This window comes from Arthrobacter sp. P1_A5, assembly GCF_056406825.1.
Window position 1 is genome coordinate 1 of the sequence record NZ_JBFTZL010000001.1, and the last position, 18,165, is coordinate 18,165.

Sequence of the window (18,165 nt, forward strand, 5' to 3'; positions counted from 1 at the left end):
GGCAGCCGGCGCTGCCGCAGCCAGCGGCTACGGCGCCCGCAACGCCCTCAACCGCGCCGACGCCCTGGCGGCCGAGCGAAGCTGGGTGCAGGAAGAGGAGGAAGAAGACTACGACGAGCCGGAGGAGGAGCCGAAGCGCCGCGGACGCAGCCCGTGGACCTGGCCGCTGATTGCGTTGATCCTGCTGGTGGTGTTCGTCCTGGTCGGTGTGGTCCTGAGCCAGGCCGGCAGTCTCTTCCCCTCGCAGGGTCCGGCCACGAGCAGTGCCACGTCCAGCATCGCGAAACCGAGCAGTGCCACGCCGTCGGCGTCGTCGGCTTCCCCGACCGAGACGCCCACCCCCACGCCCAGCTCCCCGAAACCCACCGAATCCACCCCGGCAGCGGTCAACCTGATCCCGGATGCCTACCTGGGGCGGCCGTACAACGATGTCCGCAACGAGCTGATTGGCAAGGGGCTGCAAGTCACCGGTGTCGAGGTCGTCAACGACGCGACGCCAGGCACCGTCACCAACATCGATCCCTCCGGTGCGGTCCAGCCGGGCACCACCATCACCGTCAGCTACTCCAAGGGCCCGGAAATGGTCGAGGTCCCGTCCATCAAGGCGGGCGCCAGCGAGGCTGAAGCCCAGCAGGCCATCCAGGACGCCGGGCTGCGCTGGGCCAAGGGAGCCGACGTCAGTCCCACGAACAAGAACGAAGATCCGGGCACGTTCGTGAGCTCGCAGCCTCCTTCCGGGTCCAAAGTGACCGCCGGAAGCGTCGTGACCTACCACCTCGCCAAGGCCACGGCCACAACCCCTTCACCGTCACCTACCAAGTCCGGACCCTAAACGATCATGAGCAATACACCCCGCACTCCGTCGCACAGGGAGGAACGCCCGGCGAACACGCAGCGCGTCCTCAGCGGGCGCTATGAGCTGGGTGAGCTGATCGGCCGTGGCGGCATGGCGGATGTTTTCCGCGGCCTCGATACCCGGCTGGGACGTACCGTGGCCGTCAAGCTGCTGCGCCCGGACCTGGCCCGGGATCCGCAGTTCCAGGCCCGCTTCAAGCGCGAGGCCCAGGCTGTCGCGGCACTCAACCACCCCTCGATCGTGGCTGTCTTCGACACCGGGGACCACGCGGTCCCCGGTGACCACGACGACAGCGTCCGGGTGCCCTACATCGTGATGGAGTTCGTTTCCGGCAAGACCATCCGCGACATGGTGCGGGCCAAGGACGTCACCATCGACCAGGCGATCGACTTCACCCTGGGCGTGCTGTCCGCGCTCGATTACAGCCACAAGGCCGGGATCGTGCACCGCGACATCAAGCCCGCCAACGTGATGTTTTGCCCCGATTCAAACAGCGTCAAGGTCATGGACTTCGGAATCGCCCGCGCCATTGCGGATTCGTCCGCCACCATGACGCAGACGCAGGCCGTCGTCGGCACGGCGCAGTACCTGTCCCCGGAACAGGCCCGGGGCGAAGCCGTCGACGCGCGCAGCGACCTGTACTCCGCCGGATGCCTTCTCTACGAGATGCTGACCGGCCGGCCGCCGTTCATCGGCGACAGCCCCGTCTCCGTGGCCTACCAGCACGTTCGTGAGATCCCCGAGCCCGCCAGCAGCCTCAATCCCGACGTCTCCGCCGCGCTGGACAGCGTGTTGATGAAGGCCCTGCAGAAGAACCGCGCCGACCGTTTCCAGGACGCCGCCGCCTTCCGCCGCGCCCTGCGGGCCGCGCGCAGCGGCGTTCCGGTCACGGCGCCTTCCGCCAGCGAGGCCCCCACCGACCCCACCAACGAGGTTCCCCGGCACGACCCCCTGGCGGCCACGGCAGCTTTCTCCCTGACCGGTGCCAAGTTCCTCGACGATTCCCCCGGGGGCCGGCTGCGGCCCGCCGAAGAAACACCCGACGACGAGGAAGTGCTGCAGCCGGCGGGCACCGAACTCTATGGCATTGCGGACACCGGCAGCCTGCCGCTGGCGCTGCCGGTCGAACGCGAGCACACCCCGCGCCAGAAGACGCGCCGCCGCACCTGGATCGCAACGCTCGTAGTCCTCACACTGCTGGTGCTGGCCGGCGGCGGCCTCTGGCTGTACAACCTCATGAATCAGGCCCCGCCACAGGCAACCAAGGTACTGGTTCCCACTGTCACGTCCCTGACGGAATCAGAGGCCCTGCAAAGGCTGTACAACGCAGGTTTCAAGCCACAGCTCCAACGGCTGCAGCACGAGAGCATTCCCAAAGGCACCGCGATTGGCACCGTGCCGACGTCGGGGAGTTCCATGGCCGCCAACTCGGACATCATCCTCAACATCTCCGAGGGYCCCAGCGCGATTACCATCCCGACGGACCTGCCCGGCCGGACCGAGGCGGCAGCCCGCGATCTTCTCCACCAAACGGGGCTGACTGGCGCCCTCACCACCAAGATGTCCAACAACCCCACGGTTCCGGTCGGCATTGTCATCACCACCAACCCGGCCCCGGGCCAGGTTGTGGCCGTGGCGGACGCGGTCGAAATCGTCGTCTCCACCGGCAAGGTGGCTGTGCCGCAGCTGATCGGGCTGCCGCTGGCGGAGGCGGAGGCGAGACTGAAGGAACAGGGCCTGGTGCTCAAGGCCACCGAAGTGGAGAACACCCAGGTGGCTCCGGGCAAGGTGACAGGCCAGGCCGATGCCGCGGATTCGCTCGTCGAACAGGGCAAGACCATCACCGTGACCGTGGCGAAGGCACCGGCTCCGCCGCCGCCCCCGCCGTCGCCCACGCCCACGCCGACGCCGACGCCGACCAAGAGCGCGTCCAAAGAGGACGCGGCCCTGGGCGGCCTGTTCCCCTAACCCAGTCGGGAAAAACCTAGGGTGCCGGCTGCCGCCGCGCCGGCGCATTCAACGCCTGGCGGGTCAGTGCTTGATGAGCGGGCTCAGGTCTGCTGCCCGTTCGGCAGCGCCCGCCATGCCCAGAGACTCCAGCCAGTTGCCTAGCATCTGGTAGCCGCCTTCGGTCAGGACGGATTCCGGGTGGAACTGGACGCCGCACAGCGGGGCGGTACGGTGCTGCAGGCCCATCACCACACCGGTGCCCGTCTCCGCGGTGATCTCCAGTACCTCCGGGATGCTCTCGCGGACAGCGGCCAGCGAATGGTAGCGGGTGGCCGTGAGGGGCGAGGGGAGCCCCGCAAAGACGCTGGTTCCATGGTGTTCGACGAGGGAAGTCTTGCCGTGCATCAGTTCGGGAGCGTGCGTCACGGTTCCGCCGTACGCCTCCGCCAGCGCCTGGTGCCCCAGGCAGACACCCAGCATGGGCTTGTCGTGGCTGCCGCACCACTTGATCAGCTCAATGCAGACGCCGGCCCCGGCTGGATTCCCCGGACCGGGAGAGATGAGGACGCCGTCCCGCGCCTCGGCCATTTCGATCGCCTCGGCAAGCGTGACGTCGTCGTTGCGGACTACGGTGGTCTCCGCACCGAGCTCCTGGAGATAGCCGACCAGGGTGTAGACAAAGCTGTCGTAGTTGTCTACGACCAGGATCTTGGTTGTGCTCATGGGTGCCTTGCTGAACCAATCGTTGAATCTGTTAACTGGGTGAATTGCGCCAGCCAGGGAAAAAGGAACTGAACCATCAATACCAGTGCTCTGGCCGCCAGCACCAGCGCGGTCGCAATCCTGAGCCACAAGGGCCCGGGAAGGCGGCGGAAAAGCCAGCCATACATTCGTCAGCCTTCCCCGGCCGCGCGGGCCGCCCGGGAAATTTCAGCCGGCGGTCCAGCCGAAAGAGACTGCCACCGCTCCAGCAGGGCGTAGGCCACAAAGCGTTCCTCGGAGCCAAACCGCGGGTTGCAGCTCGTCATGGTCAGGTAGCTCTGCGTCGGCGCGGCGCCCGGCAGCATCGGCACCGGCAACAGCACATCGGTCCGCGAGGGAAGGACTGTCTGGCTGTTCCGGAACACGTAGACATAGTAGCCCTCACGGGTCTGGACGTAGATCCGGTCCCGGGCACCAGGGCGTCGATATGGTCCAGGACGGCGCCGTGGGTCTGTCGGTGCCCTGCCACGGCGAAGTTTCCCGCAGCCCCGGCATGGCCGTGCCCTGATAGTGCCCGATGCCCAGAGTGTCCAACACCGCCGGAGTGGTTCCCTGAACCATTGGACGCGTGTATCCGGCGCCGAAACGGGGAACGTACAGGATGCCGATGGTCGCGCCCTCGGCCGGTTCGGGCGCGACGGCGGGTTCCGGGGCAACAGCCGACGACGGCAGAGGCGGCGCTGCGGGAGCGGCGGTTCCAATCCCGCGGCCAAAGTCGTGCACCGCCTCCCGCTGCCGGGCGTCGGAGGCCACATTCGTCCACCACAACTGCAAGGCCACAAAGAGCAGGACAATGACGCCCGCGGTCAGGAGCGGCTCGCCCGCGACGTGGATGGTGCGCAGGAGCAGCCCGCGGCGGCTGCGGGCCGTCCGGCCGGATCCCTGCTCCAACTCCAGCACTGCGGGTTCTCCTCCAAGACGGTTGCGGGGGTCCACGGCGTGGCCGGAACTACAGCTAGAATTGTGCGACACAAGAATTCAAGCTCGACCAAGAGCACGTTGGCCGGCAGGGGCTCGCTTCCTGCAGGATACCAAGCCACGTTGGCCGCTCTTGTTCCAGCCCGCCAAGGAGGATCAGTGCCCGAGTCGAAGCCGCGTAAAAGGACTGCCCCTGTGGCCCCGCAGACTTCTGCCGCGGAGGCCTACAAACCCAATCCGGTCTGGTTCAAGCCCGTCATGTTTGGCCTGATGATCATTGGCCTGCTGTGGATCATCACGTTCTACATCACCGAGGGCGCCTTCCCGGTTCAGGCTTGGGGCTCGTTGAACATCGTCGCCGGCTTCGGAATCGCGATCATCGGCTTCCTGATGACCACACGCTGGCGTTCCTGACACCAGGCCCGCGCGGCGCACATCCCTGACGGGCCGGTACACACAGTGTGCCGGCCCGCCGCCGTTAATCCACAGCATTAATCCCGGCCCAGCGAAGGAATCCAGATGACCCCGGCAGTAAACGGCTCGACCATTGGCGACGACGGACTGGCGCGGCCTGTGTGGGCCTCCGTGGATCCCATGCTGCGCGAGTATTACGACTCCGAGTGGGGCATGCCCGTCCGGGACGAACAGGGCCTCTACGAACGCATCAGCCTCGAGGGATTCCAGGCGGGGCTTTCATGGGCGACGATCCTGCGTAAGCGGCCCGCTTTCCGCGCGGCGTTCAAGGACTTCGACCCGGAACTGGTGGCCCGCTTCACGGACGCCGATGTGGAGCGGCTCATGCTCGATGCCGGGATCGTCCGGAACCGGCTGAAGATCCAGGCAACCATCACCAATGCCCGCGCTACTCTGGCGTTGAGGGACGACGGCGGCCTGGTTGACTTCGTATGGGCGTTCCAGCCGGCCGACACACCCCGGCCGGACTCCCTCGATGAGGTCCCTACTACCTCGGCCGAGTCCGTCGCGCTTTCCAAGGCGCTGCGCAAGAAGGGCTTCGCCTTCGTGGGGCCCACCACGATGTTCGCGCTCATGGAGGCCATCGGAATGGTGGACACCCATCTGCTGGACAGCCACCGGCGCGGGTCATCGGGCGTCTGGTCGCAGTGACCCGACGGTGACCCGGCGAGGTCCCGCCTCCTTATCCACAGCTGTGCACAAGTCTGGGGAAACTTATCCACACTGTTTATAAGTTTCCGGGTCTTCATGCGGTTCAGCCGGGTTCAGCGGCCACAGCGGGGCGCAATGCCACTGATGAGATCCCCGGCCTACCCTGAATTACACAGCTGTAAGTTATTAACACTGTGGATTTCCTGTGGACAAGTTCCCTGACCCCGCAACAGGCCGCGGATGGCACCGCGGTTCCGCCGCACGGCCGGCTCACGGCAGCCTCGGGGCCGCCTTGGGGCCAGCCGGCCGCCCGACGTTGTTGTCCGTCCCGACAACAGCTGCAACGAGCAAGTTATCCACTTAACAACAGGCCACTACCCACAAGTTATCCACAGCTGGGGATAACAGCCGGTCGATAGGAGCCGCAACCCCCTCTGCCGGGCCATGAGCCGGGTTGAATCCCGCGGATGCTCAGACCATCAAGTTATTAACACTGTGAATAACCCTGTTGAAACACGCACCGCGGCCGTCCCACGGCCCGTCGTGACCTGCCGCCGACGCGGGCGGGGCCAGTGGGGGGCGACGGCGCTGGGAGTGCGGCGTGGTGACGCGGCGCCGCCTGGAGGTCCTGAGGTACCGGTCCCCGGCGTGCCCGCGGCACCGTTCTGTGGAGTACTCTCTGGAGTGCCCGCGGCGCAGGGCCTGCATAGGGCCGGGACAGGGCTGGTGCCGCCCGGCGCCAGGCAACAGGGCCTGCGCGGGCAAAGTTGTCCACTTACTCACAGGGCAACCCACAGAAGTTATCCACAGGTGTGGAGATCAGGTCGGCAGCATCGCCTGCAAGCTGGATAATCGCCAGCCCGGGCGGCCAGAGCCGGGTCGTCACAGTGAACTACACGCTTGTAAGTTATTAACAATGTGGATAACCGCTGTGGAAAACTCTCGGATCCGCACCTGTGAATTCAGGTGCGGGGGCTCGGCCCGGGGGTACAGGGGGAAAGGTCCATAAAATGGAGGGAACAGCCAAGGAACCCCAGCGAGAGAAACACTGGTAAAGAGTGAAGGGGGCCGGGCGCTAAATGCGTTCAATTACGGCCGAATGCGGCCGAATTGCGGGCGATTGCGGCCGGGGCTTCGGCAGGAGCGGGCTAAGCGCTGGCGCCGGTCATCCGCACGACGGACACGGCGGTCACCAAGGCCAGGACCACGGCGAGGCCGATGGCCTGCAGCAGGGTCTGCCGCGGGCCGCGGGGGGTGTAGGCAATGACAGCGGCGCTCAGGGCGCCGGTGACGAGGCCGCCGAGATGGGCCTGCCAGGCGATCTGCGGGACCATGAAGCCGATGACGCCGTTGATTGCAATAAGGACCAGGAGCTGGCGGACTTCGCCGCCGCGCTGGCGCTGGACCACCAGCAGGGCGCCGAACAGGCCAAAGATGGCGCCGGAGGCGCCGACGAGGCCCACTGGGCCGTTCACCGGATACACCGGGGTCAGCAGGAGGAAGCCGACGGAGCCGCCGACGGCCGAGAGCAGGTAGATGGCCAGGAAGCGGGCGTGGCCCAGCAGCGGCTCAAGGATCTGGCCGAATATCCACAGCGTGTACATGTTCAGGACGATGTGGAGCAGGAATCCCTGCGAGTGCAGGAACGCCGAAGTGAGCATCCGCCACGGTTCAACGCCGGTCAGGGCGGGAGCGTAGGCCAGTTGCTGGTAAATCCCGTCGTTGGGGACAATCCACTGCAGCGCATAGACAAGGGCACACAGCGCGATGATCACGTAAGTGACCACGGGTTTGCCGGCGGTCACGGCGCCGCCGTAGACGGTCCTGACGGCCGGCGTCGTGCGCTTGGTTTCGTTGACACAGTCAACGCATTGGAATCCGACGGCGGCCGCCCGCTGGCAGTCGGGGCACGCAGGGCGCCCGCACCGCTGGCAACGCACATAGGCGGGCCGGTCCGGGTGTCTGGGGCATACCGGGACCTCTGCGGACGGCTCTGCCGCCGGAATTCCGTAGCTCATGGTGGTGGGTTAGAGCTTTTCGATGTCAATGCTGTTGATGGTGACATCCTCGACGGGGCGGTCGCCCATGCCGGTGCGGACGCCTTCGATCGCGTCGACGACCTTCTTGGATTCGTCATCGGCGACCTCACCGAAGATGCTGTGCTTGCCCTGCAGCCAGCCGGTGGGGATGGTGGTGATGAAGAACTGCGAACCGTTGGTGCCGCGGCCCATCTGGACGCCGGCGTTGGCCATGGCCAGCTTGTACGGCTCGTTGAAAGTCAGTTCCGGGTGGATCTCATCGTCGAATTTGTAGCCCGGTCCACCGGTGCCGCGGCCCAGGGGATCGCCGGCCTGGATCATGAAGTCCTTGATGATGCGGTGGAAGATGGTGCCGTTGTAGAGCGGCGTGCCGGTCTTGTCCTCGCCCGTTTCCGGGTGGGTCCAGGCCTTCTCACCGGTGGCCAGCCCGACGAAGTTGTCGACGGTCTTCGGCGCGTGGTTGCCAAAGAGGTTGACGACGATGTCGCCGAGGCTCGTGTGGATAGTGGCTTTTGCGGTTGCGTTGGCAGTCATAGGGCCCATTCTTCCATGACGGCTCCGCCCGCATAGGGCCGCACAGTCAGTTCCGCGCTGGGTGAAATCCACTGGAAATCGGCCTGAAGAATAGCCGGTGCGTTCATAGACACGTAGGCTAACTGCAGAACCGTCACATTAATCGGGAGGTAGTTGTGAAGAAAACGGATCGTATTGCCCGTGACCTGGAGCAGTCAGTAAGCACCGGAGTAGACAGCGCCAAGGATTGGGCGGCCCCGCGGGTTGAGGCTGCCGTGAACTGGGCTGTTCCCCGCCTGCAGCACGGACTGGACACCGCCTCTCCCAAGATCCAGGAGGGCCTCAAGTCGGCGGCCCACAATCTGGCCGGCGGCGTTGCCACTGTCACTCCCCGCCTTCAGGATGGCCTGGCCCAGCTGGCGCCGAGGATCCACGATGCCGCGGACAGCGCGACCCCGCGCCTGCACGAAGCTGTGGACAAGGCAGCCCCGGTCATCGCCAATGCACGCGACCGGGTTGTTGTCGAGTACCTGCCCAGGCTTTCCGACCAGATCGGGCAGGCTTCCGTGGTCGTCCACCGCACGTTGGAAAACGCCCCGGCCCACGTGGACGCCGTCGCACAGAAGCTTGTTGATTCCGGTGTTGTCACCGGCGTTCAGACGCAGGCCCAGGCCGTCAAGGGACACGCCAAGAAGGCAGGCAAGAACGCCAGCAAGAACATCAAAGCGGCCGCCACCGAGGTCACCAAGACGGCTAATGCCAAGCTCGCCAAGCAGCAGAAGCCCAAGCACCGCGGCCTGCTGATCTTCGGCATCATCGCTGCCGCCGTTGCAGCCGGTATCGCCGCCTGGCGGGCGTCCAGGCCGGTGGAGGACCCTTGGAAGGTACCGACGCCGGTAAAGCCCGCCCCCACGGCCGCCCCGGCCGGCGAATCGCTGAAGGACGCCGCCGACAAGGCCGGTTCCGCGACTGTAGCGGCAGCGGACTCCGCGGCTGAGGCATCCAAGGAGGCTTCCGATTCCGCAACCACCGCGGCGGACAAAGCCACGGAAACGGCCAAGGACGCCGCCGGCAACGCCGCTGACGCCGCCGACAAGGTTGCCACCGACGCCAAAACGGCCGTACGCAACATCGCGGCCAGCCTGAACAACGGCACAGACAAGCCCGGCAAGTAGAACCTGGCCGGCACAGGCCGGCTGAGTCGAGACCCTGCGCCGGGCAGTCCGGCTGCCGGCAGGTGTCCTGCACTCTCCCAAGGAGGGATTCCGCCACAGTGCGGGATCCCTCCTTTTGTTTGACGCGGGCTCCGCAGGCACGTCACGGTCCGGCTTCAAACGCCAGGCTTGATGCTAAATTTGTGGTGATGTCACCCCATAGATCACCCCAGGATGCCTTGCTCCTTGCTCCACCGCCGGCTGTGTCTATCGTCATCCCGGCGTACAACGAGGAAAGCGTCATCCGGCAGTGTCTGATCGCCGCGGTCTACCAGTCGGTGCCCGCCCACGAAATCATTGTGGTGGACAACCTGTCCACGGACCGCACGGCGGAAATCGTGCGGCAGATGCAACTGGAGTATCCGGAGAGCCCGATCATCCTGCTCAGCCAGGACCGCGACCAGGGGCTCATTCCCACACGCAACTTCGGTCTGGACCACGCCACGGGCGATATCCTCGGCCGGATCGACGCCGATTCCGTGCTGGAACCGGACTGGGTGGAGCAGGTGCAGAAAGCCTTCGCCGACGAGTCTGTGCACGCTGCGACGGGTCCGGTGGTCTATTACGACATGCCCATGCGCCGGTTCGGGCTCAAGGCCGACGACAAGATGCGCCAACTGATGCTCAGGCTTGCCAAGCACCAGTATCATTTCCTCTTCGGGTCCAACATGGCACTGCGCCGCTCGGCCTGGGAGACCATCCGCACAGAAGCCTGCCGCGACGAGCGGGACGAGATGCACGAGGACATTGATCTGTCGCTGCACCTGGCCGACCACGAGCTCCGGATCCAGTACTGGCCGCAGATGATCTCGGGCATGTCGGCCCGGCGGCTGGAGGACTCGCCGCGGGATTACCGCTACTACGTGACGCGCTTTGACCGCACCTACAAGGCCCACAACGTCAAGAAGATGGCACTGAAGGCGCCCATGGTGGTCTTCTTCTCGGTCTACTTCCCGGCGAAATTGCTCCGTGCCATCCACACGGTCAACGTTGCCCAGCCGGCCCGCCGCGGCGGCCAATAGCGGCCAATGGCGGCGGCCACGCGGCCGCCGGGAGATGCGGCCGCCGGGAGCGGCCTAGTCGGTGCCGAGCTCCGCCAGCCGCTCTTCACCGGCTCCCTCGCCCGTTCTCCGGGCGGAGCGTGAGCCTCGCTGCCCCAGGACCACGACGGCGAGCCCCACCAGGATCATCGCCAGCCCCACGTAGGTCCCGGCCGGCAGCGTCTCGTCCAGGAAGGCTGCGGCCAGGAGCGCCGCTCCGGGGATTTCCAGCAGGATGATCATGGACACCAGCAGCGGGCTCATGGTCGCCAGCAGATAGTTGAACGCGGTGTGCCCCACCAGCTGTGCGCACACGGTAATGGCGAGGATCCCCAGCCAGCCGGTGGCTTCGAACCCTGCCAGCGGCTGTCCGGCCAACAGCGCCATCCCCGCCACAATCGCGGCGCACATGCCGTAGCACAGGGTCGTATAGACGCCGGTGCCCATGCTCTGCCGCGCCTTGCCTCCGGCGAGCGTGTAGATGCCCGCCAGGGCGCCGCCGGCGACGGCCAGGAGATCGCCCACAAGCGCCTCGGGCGAGGAGCCCATATCAAAACCGGTGATTGTCACGACACCGCCGAAGGCGAGCCCCAGCCCTACCAGGACCGGCCAGCGGAGCCGGACTCCCCGGAAGAGCTGGAAGATCGCGATCCAGCCTGACTGAAGGCACACCAGCGCAGTCGCCGCCGCGACCGACGTCAGCTGCAGGGAGGTAATGAAACACGCGAAGTGCAGGGCCAGGGCGACGGCAGCGGCGAGCGACCAGCGGAACTCGGCTCCGGTCACCTTTCCGAACTGAMGGGGGTTGCGGACCACAACCGGACCGGCCATCACGACTGCTCCAATGGCGTTGCGCCAGAAAGCGATGGCGAGGGCACTGACCGACGTGGCGCCCAGCGTGGCGGCAATAAGGGGCCCCGACGAGGCCACACCCAGCACACCTACGGCCGCAAGTAAGAAGTTCACGCTCCAACACTAATGGGACGGACAGCAGGGGCCCTTACGGCCGCTGCTCCTTGACGGGTGCATACCGCGGTGCCAACCTTAAGGCGCGGTCTCACGTTCCGGTCTCGCCATCATCGAAGAAGGAGACCATCATGGCGTCAATGATCCGCAAGAGCCTGGACAATCCCGAAGAGACGCGCCCCGTTGCCGAGGGCATGGGTCAGGTGGAGCTCGTCAACCTCGAGGCCGGCCCGGTTGGACGGGCCACCTTCCTTCCGGGCTGGAAGTGGTCAGACCACGTCAAGCCGATCGCCAAAACTGACAGCTGCATGGCCAGCCATACCGGCTACACGATTTCCGGCCGCATCAAAGTCGTCATGGACGACGGCGAAGAACTCGAATTCGGGCCCGGCGACTTCGGTGTGATTCCGCCGGGCCACGACGCCTGGGTGCTCGGCGACGAGCCCTACGTGTATATCGACTGGCAAGGGATGGCGGACTACGCCAAGCCGAAGGAGTGAGTGGGGAAGGCATGAAAAAAGCCCCGGACAGCGTTTCCGCTGTCCGGGGCTTTTCCTATGGTGGAGGCACGGGGACTCGAACCCCGAACCCCCTGCTTGCAAAGCAGGTGCGCTACCAATTGCGCCATGCCCCCATAAGAAGCAACCCGWCAATCATACCCTAGGTCCGGAGAGCTGATTTCCAGCTTCCATCCCCGGGTTCCGGGCTAGTCAACCGTATCGGTTGAATTGCTCCAGATCACTTTCCGGGCTTCGGATTCCTGCACTTTCCTGTAGAGGAGGACGCCTGCGACCGTGGCTGCGATAACCAGCAACTTCTTCACATGCACCCCGTTCCGGTTCTGTCATGGACGAACCTTCACTAACCTCTGCCAGAACCAGTACAGGTTCCGTGGGCGTACCAGGACTTGAACCTGGGACCTCTTCGTTATCAGCGAAGCGCTCTAACCGCCTGAGCTATACGCCCCGATGCCTCATCGGGCCGAGATATGACTGTACAGCACATCCCGGCCCGATCTCAAATCGAGGCCTTTTTCCGCGGGAATCCGCGGAAAAGTAAGGGCATTAGTCGTCCGTGAGGGTCACGCCGATGCCGCCGACGAGCGTCGCGGCAATGTTGTAGAGCACCGCCGAAAGCATCGACAGCGCCGTCAGCAGCACCACATTGATTACGGCGATGATGGTGGCAAATGAGGCCACCTGACCCAAGGATGCCACCTTCTTCAACTCGAAGCCGCCGCCTTCGGAGCCGGCGAGGGTCCCGAGCAGGCTGTCCACCTGGTCAAAGATCCCGGTCAGGTCCAGGACGGTCCAGAGCACGATCGCCGCCACGACGGTGACGATTCCCAGCGCCACGGAGAGCAGGAAGGCCATTTTCAGCACGGACCAGGGGTCAACCTTGCTGACCAGCAGCCTGGCACGGCGCACCTTGGCCTTGGGAGCGGGCTTGATCAGCCCGGCAGTGCCTTGCCCGCCGGACTGGGCGGGGCGCTGACCCGGGACGGCGGGGCGCTGTCCGGGGACCGTGGGGCGCTGGCCGGGTGCGGCGGGCCGCTGGCCCGTTCCCGTGGCTGCGCCGGACACCCCGGGGCGCTGCTGCGGACGCGAGGGGGCGCCTACGCGTGGTGCGGCGGCGGGCTGCCGCACTCCGCTCGGCACGCCGCTGCTCGGCTTGGGATATGAGTCGGAATTACTCACTCGTTACCTCCGGTATTGTCTTCGTCCAGCTCGGCATTGCCTGATGACTCATCTGACTCCGGGGCCGGTACTGATTCTGCCGCTGCGGACTCCTCATGCAGTCCGCCATCTTCAGCCAACGTTACGTCATCGGGCGTGGATGCCCGATTTTCGGCCACGTCTCCGGCATTTTCACCGGTGTCTTCACCGGCATCTTGACCTTCGGCCGGTTCCTCGACTTCGAGCCCGCGTTCGCTGTTGCGCGCGACGGCGATGATGCGGTCGTTCTTGTCCGGCTTGGCAAAGATCACGCCCATGGTGTCGCGGCCCTTGGCCGGCACGCCGCTGACCGACGAGCGGACCACCTTGCCGCCTTCCATGACCACCAGGACTTCGTCTTCCTCGTTGACAATGAGGGCCCCGACGAGGTGGCCACGTTCTTCCTGGTACTTGCCCACCTTGATGCCAAGGCCGCCGCGGCCCTGGAGGCGGTATTCCTCCACTGCGGTCCGCTTGGCGAAGCCGCCTTCGGTGACAATGAAGACAAACGAACCGTCCTGCACGACGTCGGCCGCCAGCAGTTCGTCGTCCTCGCGGAACTTCATGCCGGTCACGCCCGAGGTGGCACGGCCCATCGGGCGCAGCGCATCGTCGGTCGCGGTGAAGCGGACGGACTGGCCCTTGCGGGAGACCAGCATGAGGTCATCGGTCTCGGACACCAGCTGGGCCGAGACAAGCTCATCGCCGTCGCGCAGGTTGATGGCGATGACGCCGGCGGACCGGTTGGTGTCGTAGTCCTCCAGACGGGTCTTTTTGACGAGGCCGCGTTTGGTGGCGAGCACCAGGTAAGGGGCGTGCTGGTAGTCGCGCAGGTCCAGCACCTGGGCGATGTGCTCGTCCGGCTGGAACGCCATCAGGTTTGCCACGTGCTGGCCCTTGGCGTCGCGGCCGGCTTCCACGAGCTCGTACGCCTTGGCGCGGTAGACCCGGCCCAGGTTGGTGAAGAAGAGCAGCCAGTGGTGGGTGGTGGTGACGAAGAAGTGTTCGACGACGTCGTCGCCGCGCAGCTGCGCGCCCTTGATGCCCTTGCCGCCGCGCTGCTGCGAGCGGTAGTTGTCGCTGCGGGTGCGCTTGACGTAGCCGCCGCGGGTAATGGTGACGACCATTTCCTCCTCGGGGATCAGATCCTCGATGGACATGTCGCCGTCGTAGCCCAGCAGGACCTTGGTGCGGCGGTCATCGCCGTGCTTGGCCACGATCTCTGAGAGTTCGGTGCTGATGATCTCGCGCTGGCGCTCCTCCGAGGCCAGGATCGAGTTGTATTCGACGATCAGGGCCTCAAGTTCGGCGTGCTTGTCCTGGATCTTCTGGCGTTCCAGTGCAGCGAGCCGGCGCAGCTGCATGTCCAGGATGGCCCGGGCCTGCACGTCGTCGATGTCCAGCAGCTCCATCAGCCCGTCGCGGGCCGCTTCGGTGGTGGTGGACGCACGGATCAGGGCAATGACCTCATCGAGCGCATCCAGCGCCTTGAGAAGGGCCCGCAGGATGTGCGCTTCCTCCTCCGCCTTCCGCAGCCGGTACCGGGTGCGGCGGGCAATGACGTCCATCTGGTGCGTGACCCAGTGCCGGATGAAGGCATCGAGACTGAGCGTGCGCGGCACCCCGTCGACGATCGCGAGCATGTTGGCGGCGAAGTTGTCCTGCAGCTGGGTGTGCTTGTAGAGGTTGTTCAGCACCACCTTGGCCACGGCGTCGCGCTTGAGCACGATCACCAGTCGCTGGCCGGTGCGGCCCGAGGTCTCGTCGCGGAGGTCGGCGATGCCGGAGATCTTGCCGTCCTTGACGAGTTCGGCGATCTTGATGGCCAGGTTGTCCGGGTTGGCCTGGTAAGGCAGCTCGGTGACCACCAGGCACGTGCGGCCCTGGAGTTCCTCGACGTTGACCACGGCGCGCATCGTGATGGAGCCACGGCCCGTGCGGTAGGCGTCCTCGATGCCCTTGTGGCCCAGAATCGTGGCGCCGGTCGGGAAGTCCGGTCCCTTGACGCGCTGGATCAGCTCTTCGAGCAGCTCTTCGCGGCTGGCGGTCGGGTTGGCCAAGTACCACTGCACACCGTCAGCGACCTCGCGGAGGTTGTGAGGCGGGATGTTGGTGGCCATGCCGACGGCGATGCCGGAGGACCCGTTCACCAGGAGGTTCGGGAACCGCGCCGGCAGGATGGTCGGTTCCTGGTTCTTGCCGTCGTAGTTGTCCTGGAAGTCGACGGTTTCCTCGTCGATGTCCCGGACCATTTCCATGGCCAGCGGCGCCATCTTGGTTTCGGTATACCGCGGAGCCGCGGCGCCGTCGTTGCCGGGCGAGCCGAAGTTGCCCTGGCCCAGCGCCAGCGGGTAGCGCATGGTCCAGTCCTGGATCAGGCGGACCAGGGCGTCGTAGATAGCGGTGTCGCCGTGCGGGTGGTACTGGCCCATGACTTCGCCCACCACGCGGGCACACTTGTTGAAGGAGCGTTCCGGGCGGTAGCCGCCGTCGAACATCGCGTAGAGCACGCGGCGGTGGACGGGCTTGAGGCCGTCGCGGACATCCGGCAGGGCACGGCCCACGATCACGGCCATGGCGTAGTCGAGGTAGGAGCGTTGCATTTCGGTCTGCAGGTCCACCTGCTCGACGCGGTCGGTCAGTACGTCGCCATCGAGGATGGCGCCTTCAAGGACGGGCTCGGAGCCGGCGGGCACCTCTGGTGTTTCGTCACTCATAGTCTATATTTTCCGTTTCAGGTATATATCAGTCCGGGCATATTCGGGGCTTGGCTGCCCTCTAGATGTCCAGGAACCGAACGTCCTTGGCGTTCTGCTGAATGAAGTTTCGGCGCGATTCAACGTCCTCGCCCATCAGGACCGAGAAGATCTGGTCCGCCGCCAGGGCATCGTCCATCGTCACCTGCAGCAGCGTCCGGTGGTCCGGGTCCATAGTGGTGTCCCACAGTTCCGTGTAGTCCATTTCACCAAGGCCCTTGTAGCGTTGGATGCCGTTGTCCTTGGGGATGCGGCGGCCGGCGGCCTGGCCCGAGACCAGCTTCGCGTCGCGTTCCCGGTCGCTGTAGACGTAGTCGTGCGGGGCATTGGACCACTTGATCCGGTACAGCGGCGGCTGTGCGAGGTAGACGTAGCCGTTTTCGATCAGCGGGCGCATGTAGCGGAACAGCAGCGTCATCAGCAGCGTCGTGATGTGCTGGCCGTCGACGTCGGCATCGGCCATGAGCACGATCTTGTGGTAGCGCAGCTTGGCGATGTCGAAGTCCTCGCCAATGCCGGTGCCGAAGGCGGTGATCATGGACTGGACCTCGGCATTGCCGAGCGCCTTGTCCAGCCGGGCACGCTCGACGTTCAGGATCTTGCCGCGCAGCGGCAGGATGGCCTGGGTCTCCGGGTTGCGGCCGCGCTTGGCGGAACCGCCGGCCGAGTCACCCTCCACGATGTAGACCTCGCACCTCTCCGGGTTCTTCGAGGAGCAGTCGGACAGCTTGCCGGGCATGCCGAAGGATTCCAGCGGGCTCTTGCGGCGGGCGTTGTCCCGGGCCTTTCGGGCGGCCATGCGCGCCTGGGCTGCGGAGATCGCCTTGCGGATGACGTCCCGGGCGGGACCGGGGTTGCGCTCGAGCCAGTCGCCCAGGCCGTCGGTGACAACGCGCTGGACAAAGCCCTTGACCTCGGAGTTGCCGAGCTTGGTCTTGGTCTGGCCCTCGAACTGCGGCTCCGAGAGCTTCACGGAAATGACTGCCGTCAGGCCCTCGCGGATGTCGTCCCCGGTGAGGTTGTCTTCCTTTTCCTTGATGATGTTCTTCTCCCGCGCATAGCGGTTGATGAGTGAAGTCATCGCGGCGCGGAAACCCTCTTCGTGGGTGCCGCCCTCGTGCGTGTTGATCGTGTTGGCGTAGGTGTGGACACTTTCGGAGTACGCGTTGGTCCACTGCATCGCCATTTCCAGGGCAATGTGCCGTTCCGTGTCCTCGGTTTCGAAGGCGATGACGTCCTCGTGGACCACATCAACCTTCTTGCCGGAGTTCAGGTGCTTGACGTAGTCCAGCAGGCCGTCGTCGTACTGGTAGACCACTGTGTGGAATTCCGCGGCGATCTCACCTTCGGTGGGGACGGTGTCCAGGTCCAGGTCGTCGTCCTCGGACGATTCCCCCGGAGCGCGGCGCTCGTCCGTCAACGTGATGCGCAGGCCCTTGTTGAGGAATGCCATCTGCTGGAAGCGGGCCCGCAGTGTTTCGAAGTCGAAGTCGGTGCTCTCGAAGATGCTGGCATCGGGGTAGAACGTCTGGGTGGTGCCGGTCTCGGTGGTTTCCTCGCCCTGGATCAGGCCGCCTTGCGGCTTGCCGCCGTCGGCGAAAGACATCCGCCAGACGTGTCCCTGGCGGCGGACCTCTGTGTCGACCCGGCTGGAGAGTGCGTTGACCACCGAAATGCCGACGCCGTGCAGGCCGCCGGAGACGGCATATCCGCCGCCGCCGAACTTGCCGCCGGCGTGCAGGATCGTCATGACGACTTCCACGGTGGGCTTGTGCTCGGTGGGGTGCATGTCCACGGGGATGCCGCGGCCGTTGTCGACCACCTTGACCCCGCCGTCGGCCTGCAGCACGATTTCGATGTGCGTGCAGTAGCCGGCCAGGGCCTCGTCCACCGAGTTGTCCACCACTTCATAGACGAGGTGGTGCAAACCGCGGGGGCCGGTGGAGCCGATGTACATGCCGGGACGTTTCCGGACAGCTTCCAGGCCTTCAAGTACGGTGATGTCGCTGGCGCCGTATTCGCGCGATGTCGCGGTCCCCGACGGCGCCGCTGCCGCAGCCTCTTGTTCCACCGCTTCCGCTACGTCTTCCACTGCCGGGATCTCTGCATTGTCGTTAGCCACAGGCGCTTTCGACTCCTCTATGTTCGTTGAAGGCCGGCGGTTGCCCCTTCCGTGGAAAAGGCTCCTGCCAACAGGCACGTCACTGACGACGCCGGGTGTTTCCGTTGACTTGGGGATCCCGTCCGCCGCACGCTGAAATTGCGTCGGAAACGGACTCAGTCAACGCTTCACCGGCGCCCAGTTATCTAC

Annotated in this window: 15 protein-coding genes, 2 tRNA genes and 1 pseudogene; 7 read left to right on the forward strand and 11 right to left on the reverse strand. The window is 65.5% G+C overall.

The features are described 5' to 3' along the window. On the forward strand, nucleotides 1-832 hold an 832-nt coding region (locus tag AC1D1S_RS00005; protein WP_476993456.1), incomplete at its 5' end, for a PASTA domain-containing protein. Nucleotides 833-838: 6 nt separating this feature from the next. Further along, nucleotides 839-2,824, forward strand: coding sequence for a Stk1 family PASTA domain-containing Ser/Thr kinase (gene pknB, locus AC1D1S_RS00010; protein WP_476993457.1), 1,986 nt, complete (start codon nucleotides 839-841; stop codon nucleotides 2,822-2,824). Between the two features lie 63 nt (nucleotides 2,825-2,887). On the opposite strand, the gene AC1D1S_RS00015 is transcribed toward pknB, so the two are convergent. After that, complete coding sequence (locus tag AC1D1S_RS00015; RefSeq protein WP_028278232.1) at nucleotides 2,888-3,529, reverse strand: anthranilate synthase component II; 642 nt, start codon at nucleotides 3,527-3,529, stop codon at nucleotides 2,888-2,890. Nucleotides 3,530-3,699: 170 nt separating this feature from the next. Then, nucleotides 3,700-4,468: pseudogene (locus AC1D1S_RS00020) on the reverse strand (class E sortase). Nucleotides 4,469-4,645: 177 nt separating this feature from the next. Here AC1D1S_RS00020 and AC1D1S_RS00025 point away from each other — a divergent pair. After that, a complete protein-coding gene (locus AC1D1S_RS00025; protein WP_243178163.1) occupies nucleotides 4,646-4,900 on the forward strand; it encodes a cell division protein CrgA in 255 nt (84 codons plus the stop codon). A 105-nt stretch (nucleotides 4,901-5,005) separates the two neighbouring features. Next, nucleotides 5,006-5,611, forward strand: a complete 606-nt coding sequence (locus tag AC1D1S_RS00030; protein ID WP_476993458.1) for a DNA-3-methyladenine glycosylase I — start codon at nucleotides 5,006-5,008, stop codon at nucleotides 5,609-5,611. Between the two features lie 1,148 nt (nucleotides 5,612-6,759). Here the strand turns inward: AC1D1S_RS00030 and AC1D1S_RS00035 are convergent. Both AC1D1S_RS00035 and AC1D1S_RS00040 read right to left on the reverse strand, forming a co-directional pair. Then, nucleotides 6,760-7,629 carry a rhomboid family intramembrane serine protease gene (locus tag AC1D1S_RS00035; RefSeq protein ID WP_243178161.1) on the reverse strand — a complete coding sequence of 290 codons (870 nt, stop codon included), beginning with the start codon at nucleotides 7,627-7,629 and terminating at the stop codon, nucleotides 6,760-6,762. Nucleotides 7,630-7,638: 9 nt separating this feature from the next. Next, nucleotides 7,639-8,184, reverse strand: coding sequence for a peptidylprolyl isomerase (locus AC1D1S_RS00040; RefSeq protein ID WP_026538031.1), 546 nt, complete (start codon nucleotides 8,182-8,184; stop codon nucleotides 7,639-7,641). A 155-nt stretch (nucleotides 8,185-8,339) separates the two neighbouring features. Here AC1D1S_RS00040 and AC1D1S_RS00045 point away from each other — a divergent pair, with 155 nt between their 5' ends. Both AC1D1S_RS00045 and AC1D1S_RS00050 read left to right on the forward strand, forming a co-directional pair. Next, entirely contained in the window at nucleotides 8,340-9,338 is a 999-nt protein-coding gene (locus tag AC1D1S_RS00045; RefSeq protein WP_476993459.1) for a hypothetical protein, read from the forward strand. 188 nt (nucleotides 9,339-9,526) lie between these two features. Further along, the gene (locus AC1D1S_RS00050; protein ID WP_243178159.1) at nucleotides 9,527-10,399 is read left to right on the forward strand and encodes a glycosyltransferase family 2 protein; all 873 of its coding nucleotides are present in this window, start codon (nucleotides 9,527-9,529) and stop codon (nucleotides 10,397-10,399) included. A gap of 54 nt (nucleotides 10,400-10,453) precedes the next feature. Here AC1D1S_RS00050 and AC1D1S_RS00055 read toward each other — a convergent pair whose 3' ends face one another. Beyond that, nucleotides 10,454-11,383: a DMT family transporter gene (locus AC1D1S_RS00055; protein WP_476993460.1), complete on the reverse strand. Its 930-nt coding sequence runs from the start codon at nucleotides 11,381-11,383 to the stop codon at nucleotides 10,454-10,456. Nucleotides 11,384-11,514: 131 nt separating this feature from the next. Here AC1D1S_RS00055 and AC1D1S_RS00060 point away from each other — a divergent pair, with 131 nt between their 5' ends. Next, nucleotides 11,515-11,883: a cupin domain-containing protein gene (locus AC1D1S_RS00060; RefSeq protein WP_243178158.1), complete on the forward strand. Its 369-nt coding sequence runs from the start codon at nucleotides 11,515-11,517 to the stop codon at nucleotides 11,881-11,883. 58 nt (nucleotides 11,884-11,941) lie between these two features. On the opposite strand, the gene AC1D1S_RS00065 is transcribed toward AC1D1S_RS00060, so the two are convergent. From AC1D1S_RS00065 to gyrB, 6 genes are all read right to left on the reverse strand, one after another. Then, nucleotides 11,942-12,017 (reverse strand) — tRNA-Ala (locus AC1D1S_RS00065). 72 nt (nucleotides 12,018-12,089) lie between these two features. Next, on the reverse strand, nucleotides 12,090-12,212 hold the full coding sequence (locus tag AC1D1S_RS00070; RefSeq protein ID WP_306292825.1) for a DLW-39 family protein: 123 nt from the start codon (nucleotides 12,210-12,212) through the stop codon (nucleotides 12,090-12,092). Nucleotides 12,213-12,275: 63 nt separating this feature from the next. Continuing rightward, nucleotides 12,276-12,349 (reverse strand) — tRNA-Ile (locus AC1D1S_RS00075). 98 nt (nucleotides 12,350-12,447) lie between these two features. After that, nucleotides 12,448-13,080 carry a DUF3566 domain-containing protein gene (locus tag AC1D1S_RS00080; protein ID WP_243178157.1) on the reverse strand — a complete coding sequence of 211 codons (633 nt, stop codon included), beginning with the start codon at nucleotides 13,078-13,080 and terminating at the stop codon, nucleotides 12,448-12,450. Further along, on the reverse strand, nucleotides 13,077-15,815 hold the full coding sequence (gene gyrA / locus AC1D1S_RS00085; protein ID WP_476942781.1) for a DNA gyrase subunit A: 2,739 nt from the start codon (nucleotides 15,813-15,815) through the stop codon (nucleotides 13,077-13,079). Before gyrA ends, AC1D1S_RS00080 begins: the two co-directional genes overlap by 4 nt. Nucleotides 15,816-15,876: 61 nt before the next feature. Continuing rightward, nucleotides 15,877-17,976 carry a DNA topoisomerase (ATP-hydrolyzing) subunit B gene (gyrB, locus tag AC1D1S_RS00090; RefSeq protein ID WP_439954088.1) on the reverse strand — a complete coding sequence of 700 codons (2,100 nt, stop codon included), beginning with the start codon at nucleotides 17,974-17,976 and terminating at the stop codon, nucleotides 15,877-15,879. Nucleotides 17,977-18,165 lie beyond the last annotated feature (189 nt).

What these genes read in the sequence shown, in the direction of transcription:
- AC1D1S_RS00030 (WP_476993458.1), top strand. Translation starts at nt 5,006, where the DNA reads ATGACCCCGGCAGTAAACGGCTCGACCATTGGCGACGACGGACTGGCG.
- gyrA (WP_476942781.1), bottom strand. Translation starts at nt 15,815, where the DNA reads ATGAGTGACGAAACACCAGAGGTGCCCGCCGGCTCCGAGCCCGTCCTT.
- AC1D1S_RS00015 (WP_028278232.1), bottom strand. Translation starts at nt 3,529, where the DNA reads ATGAGCACAACCAAGATCCTGGTCGTAGACAACTACGACAGCTTTGTC.
- AC1D1S_RS00060 (WP_243178158.1), top strand. Translation starts at nt 11,515, where the DNA reads ATGGCGTCAATGATCCGCAAGAGCCTGGACAATCCCGAAGAGACGCGC.
- AC1D1S_RS00035 (WP_243178161.1), bottom strand. Translation starts at nt 7,629, where the DNA reads ATGAGCTACGGAATTCCGGCGGCAGAGCCGTCCGCAGAGGTCCCGGTA.
- AC1D1S_RS00040 (WP_026538031.1), bottom strand. Translation starts at nt 8,184, where the DNA reads ATGACTGCCAACGCAACCGCAAAAGCCACTATCCACACGAGCCTCGGC.
- AC1D1S_RS00050 (WP_243178159.1), top strand. Translation starts at nt 9,527, where the DNA reads ATGTCACCCCATAGATCACCCCAGGATGCCTTGCTCCTTGCTCCACCG.